Genomic DNA, 10614 nt, shown 5'->3' with positions numbered 1-10614 from the left:
AACGAGACCCGCGACCGCTGCCCACCCGACAGCTGGCCCGCGAGCGCGTCGACGTGACTACCCAGGTCGACGGCCGCCAGCGCCTCGGCCGCCGCACCCGGCGCGGCGCCCACGAGGGCGGCGAAGTAGTCGAGGTTCTCCCGGACGGTGAGGTCGGTGTAGACACTCGGCGCCTGGGTCACGTAGCCGACCCGCGACCGCAGAATCGCGGACCCGGCTGGGGCACCGAGCACCGTGACGGTGCCACTGCGCACCACCTGGACGCCGACGATGGCTCGCAACAGGGTGGTCTTTCCGCCGCCGCTCGGACCGAGCAGGCCGACGACCTGGCCCGGCGGGACCACGAGCGAGATCCCCGGGAGCACGGTGCGGGCGCCGCGCACGACGGTCAGGTCCTCGACGACGACGGCCGGCCGAGACTCATTCATCACTCGATGAAATGTACGCTCCTCAGAGTCCCGCGGCAAGAGCTTTGTGCCTATCGTCGTGGCGTCCCAGGGGTCGACGCGGCGGATGCCACCAGGATCGGTCAGGGCACGGGGAGGGTGGGGTCGGCGAGGTAGCGCTGGAGGGTCGGGGCCAGCTGGACGACCAGGTCCTCGGCGTCGGCCTCCGCCAGCGGTCCGAGGACGAACACGTAGCGCATCACTGCGACCCCGATCATCTGGCTGGCAGCCAGGCTGGCGCGCAGGGGCACGTCCGGCACCCCGGCGGTGGCGGCGACGCGGCCGAACACCTCACGGATGAGGAACTCCCGCAGCATCGCCGACGCCTGCTCGTCGACGAGGGCCGACCGCAGCAGCGCGACCAGTCGGCTACGGCGTTCAGGCGGCTCCCAGGCGGCGAGGAACCCCCGCACCACCCGCTCCCCCGCCGTCTCCACCGGACCGTCGACCAGGCCGACGAGGATCTCACCCGGGTTGCCCGGCAGGTCCATGCTCTCCACGAAGAGCGCTCTCTTGCCGTCGAAGTAGTGGTGGACCAGCGCCGGGTCGACTCCGGCGGCCCGCGCGATTGCCCGCATCGACACCCCGTCGTAGCCCTTCGCCGAGAACTCCGCCAGGGCCGAGGTGAGGATCGCGCCCCTGGTGTCCTCGCCCGCCGGGCGCCGGCCGCGAGGCGTCACGGAGTGGCCTCTCCGAGGTGGAGCCGAGCAAACGCGAGCGCCTGCGCGAGATCGAGCTCGCGGACCTCTCGCGACCGCTTTCGGGTGCCCACTTCGACCACCACGCAGCCCGAGAACCCCTGGTCGGCGAGTGATTCCAACAACTGCCCGCACGGTTGGCGCCCGCGACCGGGCACGAGGTGCTCGTCCTTGTTGGACCCGGACCCGTCGGCCAGGTGGAGGTGGCTGAGCCGCGACCCGAGCTCGTGAGCCATCGCCATCGCGTCGGAGTCGGAGGTGGCCGTGTGTGACAGGTCGAGCGTGACGTGGGCGTAGTCCAACCCGACCGGGTCCCAGTGCGGCAGGTAGGCCTGCATCTCCCGGCCACCCGCGCGCCACGGAAACATGTTCTCGACCGCGAGGTGGATCCCACTCTCCTCCTCGCGGCGCGCGACCCCCTCGACGAACTCGACGGCATACTCCTTCTGCCAACGGAAGGGGGGGTGCAGCACCACGGTCTGTGCGTCCAGGGACTGGGCCAACTGGATCGACCTGTCGACCTTGGTCCACGGCTCCGGGCCCCAGACGCGCTGGGTCAGCAGGAGCGTCGGCGCGTGGACGGAAAGCACTGGTATGCCGTGGAGCTCGGACAGCGCCTTCAACGCCCCCGCCTCCTGCGAGACCACGTCGGTCCACACCATCACCTCGATGCCGTCATAGCCGAGGCGCTCGGCGAGCCCGAAGGCCGCCGCGCAGTTCTCCGGGTAGACCGAGGAGGTCGACAACGTGACCGCGATGGTCATGCCGCGATCCCCTCGAGCCACCCGCTCCAGCGGCCGGGCGATCGGTGAGCGGGGGTCGCGAGCAGGTGCAACGAAGCGCGGCGGGAGCCCACGTCGATCGCACCGAGTCGCATGGGGCCACGCTACCCACGTGAGCAGCGAGTCGGATGCGGCGGTCCGGGCGCTCCTGGCTCTGTCGTCCCCTGAACGTCCTGTCGGCGTTGCCCTCCGCGCGACGCCGCACCGGCTGGGGCCCCCGAGCGGTTGCCGTCTAGGGTTGGACGGTGCCTGAGATCGCCTCCGACGGTGCCCGCAACTGGGTCGAGTTCCCGGACCCGGCCGACCCCGACCAACGCTTCCGATGTGACATCACCTGGCTGACCTCGTCGTGGACCTGCATCTTCGGCAGCGGCTGCGCGGGCATCTACGCCGACCGCCCGGACGACGGCTGCTGCACCCTGGGCGCCCACTTCTCCGACAAGGACGATGTGCGCCGGGTCAAGAAGGTGGTCGCTGAGCTCGGCGAGGACGAGTGGCAGTACCACTCGCAGGGCCAGGGCGGGAAGTGGAAGGAGAAGGAGGACGGCGATCTCAAGACGCGCGTCGTCGACGGCGCGTGCATCTTCCTCAACCGGCCGGGATTCCCGGCGGGAGCCGGCTGCGCCCTGCACCAGCACGCCCTGCTGCACGGCAAGCCGCCACACACCACCAAGCCGGATGTCTGCTGGCAGCTGCCGATCCGGCGCACCTACCGCACCGTCGAGCGTCCGGACGACACGTCCTACCTGGAGATCACCATCGAGGAGTACAGCCGCCGAGGCTGGGGGCCCGGCGGCCATGACCTCGACTGGTACTGCTCGAGCAACAGCGAGGCGCACGTCGGCAAGGAGCCGGTCTTCCGCGGCAACGAGGCCGAGCTCGTCGAGTTGATGGGCCAGGCGGCGTATGACGAGCTGGTCCTCCACTGCGAGACGCACCTCGCGCAGGTCAAGGCAGCTCGCAGCAACGGCACCCGCAAGCTGCTGCCACTGCTCGTGCACCCCGCCACACTGCTGGCTGAGCAGGAGGCCCGCGAGCGGCAGAGCGGCGAAAGCGAAGCTGCCACACCGGAATCCGCGCGCAAGTCCGGCTCGAAGTCGGGCCGGCGCCCGAAGCGGTGACCGAGCCGGCGCAGGCTGCACCCAAGGAGGCGGCCGTCCCGAGCCCGAACATCTGGAACTCGCCGGATGTCTACGAGATCGAGAACCGCGGCGTCGACCCCGACGGCGCGATCCTCGCCGCGATGCGATCGGTCCACGGCTGGTCGGGTCGGCGGGTGCTCGACCTCGGCTGTGGATCCGGGTTCCACCTGCCGCTCTTCGCTGCTGACGCGGCGACCGTCGTCGGGGTCGAGCCGCACCCACCGCTCGTCGCGCGAGCCCGGGAGCGCGTCCGCGACCTCCCATCGGTGGAGGTGCGGGCGGGCGCGGCCCAGGACGTCCCTCTGCCGGACGCGAGCGTCGACATCGTCCATGCCCGGTGGGCCTACTTCTTCGGTCCGGGATGCGAGCCGGGGCTCGCCGAGGTGGAGCGGGTGCTGGCTCCGGGCGGCACGGCATACGTCATCGACAACGACGCGACCCGGTCGACCTTCGGGTCGTGGTTCCTGCGGGCGTGGCCGGCCTACGACCCCGTTGCGGTGGAACGCTTCTGGGCGCGGCATGGCTGGTCGCGCGAGCGAGTCGACATGCGCTGGGCGTTCGGCTCGCGGGAGGACTTCGAGGCGGTCGTCCGGATCGAGTTCAGCCCCGCTGTGGCCGACTGGATCCTCGCCCACCACGACGGCGCCGGCGTCGACTACGCCGTCAACCTCTGGCACCGCACCTTCTGACGCATCGCTGCCCGGCCCGGTTCGACCCAGTGGCCACGCCAGCAGTGTCGGGGCGGGGCCCTAGGTTGGGCTCCATGGCATCCAAGTCGACGGCGAAGACGAACGCCTACCGCTGTTCGGAGTGCGGGTGGACCGCGATCAAGTGGGTCGGTCGGTGCGGCGAGTGCCAGGCCTGGGGCACGGTCAGCGAGATCGGCGCCGTCACCGTCCGCACCACGGCGGCGACCAGGGTCGAGCGTCCGGCCATCCCCATCGGCGACGTCGACGCGCGGCGGGCCGAGGCGCGCTCCACCGGTGTGGGCGAGTTCGACCGGGTGCTCGGTGGCGGGCTCGTGCCCGGCGCGGTCGTGCTGGTGGCCGGGGAGCCCGGCATCGGCAAGTCGACCCTGCTGCTCGATGTCGCGGCCCGGGCCGGACGCGGTGGGCAGACCGTGCTCTACGTGAGCGGCGAGGAGTCGGCGGCCCAGGTGCGGGTCCGTGCCGAGCGCATCGAGGCGATGGCCCGCACCCTCTTCCTGGCCGCCGAGACCGATCTGGCCACCGTCCTCGGCCAGATCGAGTCGACCCGGCCCGACCTCGTGATCGTCGACTCCGTCCAGACCATCTCCAGCGGCGACGTGGAGGGCGCGGCCGGCAACGTGGGCCAGGTGCGCGAGGTCGCGGCCTCGCTCATCCAGGTGGCCAAGGCTCGCGGCATCGCGGTGCTGCTGGTCGGGCACGTCACCAAGGACGGGTCCATCGCAGGGCCGCGGGTGCTCGAGCACCTGGTGGACGTGGTCGTGCAGTTCGAGGGCGACCGGCACTCCCGGCTGCGGCTCGTGCGCGCGGTCAAGAACCGCTACGGCCCGACCGACGAGGTCGGCTGCTTCGACCTGTCCGACGTGGGCATCGTGGGGCTGCCCGATCCGAGCGGGCTCTTCCTCACCAGCCGCGACCTCGTCGTACCCGGCACCTGCGTCACGGTCACCCTCGAGGGCCGCCGCCCCCTGGTCACGGAGGTCCAGGCGCTGCTCGTCGAGACCAACGCCCCCTCGCCTCGCCGCACCACGAGCGGGCTGGACGGCACGAGGATCGCCATGATCCTCGCGGTCCTCGACCGTCGGGCGAATCAGCGCGTGCGGCAGTCCGACTGCTACGTCTCGACGGTCGGCGGCGTCCGCCTGGCCGAACCGGCCGCAGACTTGGCCGTCGCCCTGGCGATGGTCGGATCGATCACCGACACGCCACTGCCCCAGGGCACGATCGCGATGGGCGAGGTCGGCTTGGCAGGCGAGATCCGTGCGGTCACCGGCATACCCCGGAGGCTGTCCGAGGCGGCGCGCATCGGCTTTCGCCGGGCGGTCGTGCCCCGGGGGTCGCTCGGCACCGGCCCCACCCCGGAGGGCATGGACGTGCGGGAGGTCTCCGACATCCGGCAGGCGGTCTCGCTGCTGACCGGTTAGCCCGCACGCACCCTTGGCGGGCGCGGCCTGCGGGCTGGTGGTCAGGTCGGTCGGCTCTTCGCGCACCGGTGACATATCCATGACATTTGTCACTGGCAGTCCGGACTCGCACGGGTATCAACTGACTGAGCCTGGAAACCCGGGGGTCAGGCTGTCAGTTCTTGTTCCTACCCTGGAGGTCCCGTGTCCCGTCTTCCCCGCACTGTGTGTGCCGTCGCCGGCGCAGCCGCGTTGGTTGCCGCCACCGCCGGCGTCGCCGTCTCGGCGCCCTCGTCGTCCCACTCGCTGCCCGGCAGCGTCCCCTCGTGGGCCACTTCGACGCACCGGGTCGGCTCGGTGTCCGCGTCCCAGTCGGTCACCTTCCGCGTCTACCTGAACAACCGCGGCGGAGCGGCCGCGGCCGCCTACGCCCGGGCCGTCTCCACGCCGGGCAACGCCCTCTACGGCAAGTTCCTCACGACCGCGCAGTACCGCGCGCGCTTCTCCCCGAGCCAGTCAGACGTCAACACCGTCTCCTCCTGGCTGCAGAGCCAGGGCTTCCGCGTCACGGGCGTGCCGAGCAACCGCAAGTATGTCCAGGCCACCGGCACCCTGGCCCAGGCCAGCAAGACCTTCGCCACGTCGTTCGCCCAGTACTCGACGCAGGGCCGCACGGTGCGCTCGAACACCTCGCCGCTGCAGGTCCCCTCGAAGCTGACCCAGGTCCAGGCTGTGGTGGGGCTCGACGAGTCCCAGACCCTCGTCCGCCCCAACAAGCCGACGCCTCCACCGCCGGTGTTCCGCAACGCCGGACCCTGCTCCACCTACTGGGGCCAGAAGACGGTCGACAACACCGCCACGCCCGACGGCACCGAGCTGCCAAACAGCCCCAGCGCCTTCGCCCCCTGCGGGTACTCGGGCGCGCAGCTGCAGGGCCTCTACGGCATGACCGACGCCATCGCGGCAGGCAACGACGGCAGCGGTGTCACGGTGGGCATCATCGACGCCTACGCCTCGCCGACCATCGAGTCGGACGCCAACACCTACTTCAGCAGGCACGGCATACCGACCTTCACGAAGGGGCAGTTCCGCCAGTACGCCGCCCCCGGCACCTCTCAGCACCCGGAGAACCCGGCCCACGATCCAGAGGGCTGGGCCGGTGAGGAGACGCTGGACGTGGAGGCGGTGCACACCATGGCCCCCGGCGCCAACATCGCCTACATCGGGGCGCCCAACAACTACCGCGACATGGACGCGATCATGAACAAGGTGGTCAGCAAGCACCTGGCCGACATCGTGAGCAACTCCTACGGATACGCCGGCGAGTCGCTGCCGCCCGGTTACATCAAGCCGCAGGTCGACACCCAGATCCAGGCCGCGGCCGAGGGCATCTCGCTGTTCTTCTCCTCGGGTGACTCCGGAGACGAGACCTTCGGTGTGGCCGGCGCGACCCCGACGCCCGACTGGCCCGCTTCGAGCCCGTGGGTGACCGCCGTCGGCGGCACCTCGGCAGGCGTGTCGAAGACCAACAGCCGGGTCTTCGAGCTCGGCTGGGAGACCACCAAGAGCACGCTCAACAGCACCACCCCGCCGACGTGGAGCGACCCGGCCTACCTGTACGGCAGCGGCGGCGGAACGTCCCGCCTGTTCGCCCAGCCGTCCTACCAGGCGGGAGTCGTCCCGGCGTCGATCGCGAACACCTACGGTGGTCCGGCGATGCGGGCGGTCCCGGACGTCGCAGCGCTGGGCGACCCGAACACGGGCATGCTCGTCGGTGAGACGCAGCGCTTCCCCGACGGTCACGACGCCTACTCGGAGTACCGCATCGGCGGCACCTCGCTGGCCTCACCGCTCTACGCCGGCATGTTCGCCCTCGCGGTCCAGAAGGCCGGGCACAACTTCGGCCTCGCCAACCCCACGCTGTACGCGACGGCGGGAGCCCAGAGCATCGACATCACCAAGGCGGAACGCGACGCCTACCCCGGTGACGTCCGCTCCGACTTCGTCAACGGCGTCGACGCCAGCGACGGCTACGTCTACTCCGCCCGCTGGTTCGACCGGGACGAGTCGCTGACGATCCACGTCCGCCCCGGCTACGACGACGTCACCGGCATCGGCGTGCCCGACGGCGAGGCGTGGCTGGACGCCGTGGCCGGAGACTGACCAACCCGCTCCACCGGACGGGCCCGGCGCTTCGTGCCGCCGGGCCCGTCCCGCTGTCTGTTGGCTTCGCAGCGGAGCCGAGGTGCCCGCGTGGTGACCGACACCGAAAGGGTGCGCGGTTAGACTCCGGTCAGGGCATTCGTCCCCTGGCACACCGAACTCGAGGGGTCTCACCGTGGAACTGAGCGACGACCAGCTGTTGCGCGCGACGCTGGCCGCTGTGGCGCCCGGCACCGCGCTGCGCGACGGCCTCGAACGCATCCTGCGCGGCCGGACCGGCGCCCTCATCGTGCTCGGCCACGACAAGGTGGTCGAGTCGATGTCCACCGGAGGCTTCCCGCTCGACATCGAGTTCTCCAGCACCAGGCTGCGGGAGCTCGCGAAGATGGACGGTGCCATCGTGCTCGACCGCGAGGGGACCCGGATCCTGCGGGCCGCAACCCAGCTGTTGCCAGACCCGACCATCGAGACCACCGAGTCGGGCACCCGGCACCGCACCGCCGAGCGGGTCGCCAAGCAGACCGGCCTGCCGGTCGTGTCCGTGAGCCAGTCCATGCAGATCGTCGCGCTGTATGTCGGCAACCGCCGACACGTGCTCGAGGGGTCCAGCGCGATCCTCTCCCGCGCCAACCAGGCCCTGCAGACCCTCGAGCGCTACAAGGCCAGGCTCGACGAGGTGACCGGCACCCTGTCCGCTCTGGAGATCGAGGACCTGGTGACCGTCCGCGACGTCTCCAGCGTCCTGCAGCGACTCGAGATGGTCCGCCGGATCAGCGATGAGATCGCCGACTACGTGCTCGAGCTCGGCAGCGACGGACGGCTGCTCAGCCTGCAGCTCGAGGAGTTGATCGGTGGGCTCGGCAACGACCGCGAGCTGGTCATCCGCGACTACCTGGGCGCCGCGCGCCAGCTGAACTCCGTCGACCAGGTCCTGCACAACATGCAGGAGCTGTCGTCCACCGAGCTGCTCGACCTCGCTGCCGGCGCCAAGGCCCTCGGCTTCGCGATCGTCGGCGACTCCCTCGACTCCTCGGTGAGTCCCCGGGGCTACCGACTGCTGTCCAAGGTCCCCCGCCTGCCCGGGGCGATCGTCGACCGGCTGGTCGAGCACTTCGACAACCTGCAGAAGCTGCTGGCTGCCAACATCGAGGACCTGATGGCCGTCGAGGGGGTCGGCGAGGGCCGGGCCCGCGCCGTGCGCGAGGGGCTGTCCCGGCTCGCCGAGTCGAGCATCCTCGAGCGCTACGTCTGATCGGCCGCACCGCTCCGTGGCCCGATCCGCCTCTGCCGCAGCACTGCACGACGCCCTCCTGCGCTGGTATGCCGTGTCCGCGCGAGACCTGCCCTGGCGCCGCGACGACGCCTCACCCTGGGCGGTCCTGGTGTCCGAGGTGATGTTGCAGCAGACCCCGGTCGCCCGGGTCGAACCGGTCTGGCGGGAGTGGATGGCGCGCTGGCCGAGCCCCGCAGCGTTGGCGGCCGCACCAGCCGGGGAGGCAGTGCGCGCGTGGGGTCGCCTGGGCTACCCACGCCGGGCGCTCCGCCTGCACCAGGCCGCTGCCGCGATCGTGGGACGGCACCAGGGCGAGGTGCCCCTGGACGAGGCCGACCTGCGGGCCCTGCCGGGCGTCGGCACCTACACGGCCGCCGCGGTCGCCAGCTTCGCCCACGGGCAGCGCGCGACCGTCGTCGACACCAATGTCCGCCGGGTCCTGGTCCGGGTCGTCCAGGGTGCGGCCTGCCCCGCGCCCTCCCTCAGCCGCGCCGAGACCGACCTGGCCACCTCCCTCCTGCCGGACGACGACGGGCAGGCGGCCCGGTGGAACGTCGCGGTGATGGAGCTCGGCGCCCTGGTCTGCTCGGCACGCGCGCCGCGCTGCGGCGACTGCCCCGTCGCGCAGCTGTGCGCCTGGCGCCTGGCCGGCCACCCGGCATACGACGGCCCCGCGCGACGCACGCAGAAGTGGCACGGCACGGATCGTCAGGTGCGAGGGGCACTGCTGGCGGTGCTGCGCGAGTCGGACCGACCGGTGGGCGCGAAGGCGCTCGCCGCCGCCTGGCCCGATGACGGGCGGCAGCGGGCTCGGTGCCTGGACGGGCTGGTCGCCGACGGGCTGGTGGAGCCTCTGGCCGGTGGCCGCTTCCGGTTGCCGACCTAGCCGGCCGCAGGTATCAGCGACCGCCGAGCCGCCTCCTCACCGGCATCAGCGATCGCGACGGCCTCCGGCCGCCGGTCCCCGGAAGCAGGTCCCACCATGGCGAGCCCCTCTCTCCTCGCACCCCGGCGCGCCCGGAAGCACACTCCGGCCGTGCGGATCCCCGTCCCGACCCGACCGCAGGCGCCAGCCCCGCCTCGCACCGTGTTCGACGCGCTGCCGAGCGGCGCCCGCATCGCGGTGTGCTGTTCGGGTGGCGGCATCCGGTCCGCCGCGTTCAACCTGGGCGCGCTGCAGACCCTGCAGGAGCACGACGACGTCTACCGACGGGTCCGCACGATCACCGCGGTCTCCGGGGGCTCCTACATCGCAGCGGCACACGCCCTTGCCGAACATGCCCTCGCCGAGCAGGTCGACGACGCCGTGCAACAGCGCGCGGACGGAGAGCAGAGCGGGGCTGGGCAACGGGAGGGGTCGAGACCGGCCACGCCCAAGGCCTACGCCCTGGGCTCTCCCGAGGAGTCGCACCTGCGCGACCACACGCGCTACCTGATGGAGGACTGGCGGGTCGCGCTCGGCGGTCTCGGCCATCTGCTGCGTGGCGTGCTCGTCAACGTCCTGCTCGTCAGCGCCCTGCTCTACGCCGTGGCCCACGTGGTCGGCTGGCTGTTGCGTGCGACAGGGGTCCTGCACGGCACCGGCGCGGAGCACCCGGTGGTCAGTCTGGGGGCCTGGGTGTGGGCTCCGGTGGCCCTCGCTGTCGCAACGGTCCTGGTTTCCCGCCTGACCCGTGGTGGCACCGCCAAGGAATCCCCCGGCGGCACCGACGCCCCACCGCCGCGGGGGCGGGTCGCCGGCGTCCTCGCCCTGTCGGCGGTCCTGTCGGCGCTGCTGGTCATCGGCACGCCGTATGCCGTGCAGGGCCTTTACGGCGTGGGTCGCCAGGACACCGCGGTCGGCACGGTCGCCCGCACCCTCGGCTTCTCCTCCGGTGCCGGATGCCGAGCGATCGTCACCGGGCAGAACGGCGCTGCACCGGAGCCGGCCTGCGGTGCGGGGGCCGGCGACGCCGCGATGGCGTCGGCGAACGGCGCGAGCGGTCGGGGCAACGGACAGC

General features: G+C 71.8%; 10 protein-coding genes. 7 read left to right on the top strand and 3 right to left on the bottom strand.

All coding sequences use genetic code 11. The features are described from left to right. From FRW57_RS10970 to FRW57_RS10960, 3 genes are all read right to left on the bottom strand, one after another. On the bottom strand, positions 1-428 hold a 428-nt coding region (locus FRW57_RS10970), incomplete at its 3' end, for an ATP-binding cassette domain-containing protein (RefSeq protein WP_152186000.1). A 101-nt stretch (positions 429-529) separates the two neighbouring features. Continuing rightward, on the bottom strand, positions 530-1126 hold the full coding sequence (locus tag FRW57_RS10965; RefSeq protein ID WP_137121385.1) for a TetR/AcrR family transcriptional regulator: 597 nt from the start codon (positions 1124-1126) through the stop codon (positions 530-532). Continuing rightward, positions 1123-1908, bottom strand: coding sequence for a sugar phosphate isomerase/epimerase family protein (locus FRW57_RS10960; protein ID WP_137121384.1), 786 nt, complete (start codon positions 1906-1908; stop codon positions 1123-1125). Before FRW57_RS10960 ends, FRW57_RS10965 begins: the two co-directional genes overlap by 4 nt. Before the next feature lie 263 nt (positions 1909-2171). Here FRW57_RS10960 and FRW57_RS10955 point away from each other — a divergent pair, with 263 nt between their 5' ends. From FRW57_RS10955 to FRW57_RS10925, 7 genes are all read left to right on the top strand, one after another. After that, on the top strand, positions 2172-3047 hold the full coding sequence (locus FRW57_RS10955) for a DUF3109 family protein (protein WP_238384653.1): 876 nt from the start codon (positions 2172-2174) through the stop codon (positions 3045-3047). Further along, positions 3044-3757 carry a class I SAM-dependent methyltransferase gene (locus FRW57_RS10950; protein WP_238384652.1) on the top strand — a complete coding sequence of 238 codons (714 nt, stop codon included), beginning with the start codon at positions 3044-3046 and terminating at the stop codon, positions 3755-3757. Before FRW57_RS10955 ends, FRW57_RS10950 begins: the two co-directional genes overlap by 4 nt. Positions 3758-3831: 74 nt before the next feature. Beyond that, positions 3832-5199, top strand: coding sequence for a DNA repair protein RadA (radA, locus tag FRW57_RS10945; protein ID WP_137121383.1), 1368 nt, complete (start codon positions 3832-3834; stop codon positions 5197-5199). Between the two features lie 183 nt (positions 5200-5382). Then, complete coding sequence (locus FRW57_RS10940) at positions 5383-7341, top strand: S53 family peptidase (RefSeq protein ID WP_152185999.1); 1959 nt, start codon at positions 5383-5385, stop codon at positions 7339-7341. Positions 7342-7516: 175 nt separating this feature from the next. Continuing rightward, the gene (disA, locus tag FRW57_RS10935; protein ID WP_137121381.1) at positions 7517-8593 is read left to right on the top strand and encodes a DNA integrity scanning diadenylate cyclase DisA; all 1077 of its coding nucleotides are present in this window, start codon (positions 7517-7519) and stop codon (positions 8591-8593) included. Between the two features lie 16 nt (positions 8594-8609). After that, the gene (locus FRW57_RS10930) at positions 8610-9500 is read left to right on the top strand and encodes an HhH-GPD family protein (protein WP_137121380.1); all 891 of its coding nucleotides are present in this window, start codon (positions 8610-8612) and stop codon (positions 9498-9500) included. Positions 9501-9650: 150 nt separating this feature from the next. Next, on the top strand, positions 9651-10614 hold a 964-nt coding region (locus FRW57_RS10925), incomplete at its 3' end, for a patatin-like phospholipase family protein (protein ID WP_203230298.1).

The organism is Segeticoccus rhizosphaerae (assembly GCF_009192725.1).
Classification (GTDB): Bacteria; Actinomycetota; Actinomycetes; order Actinomycetales; family Dermatophilaceae; genus Segeticoccus; species Segeticoccus rhizosphaerae.
Note: the sequence above shows the minus strand (reverse complement) of the source record. Positions and strands in the feature narration are given on the sequence as shown.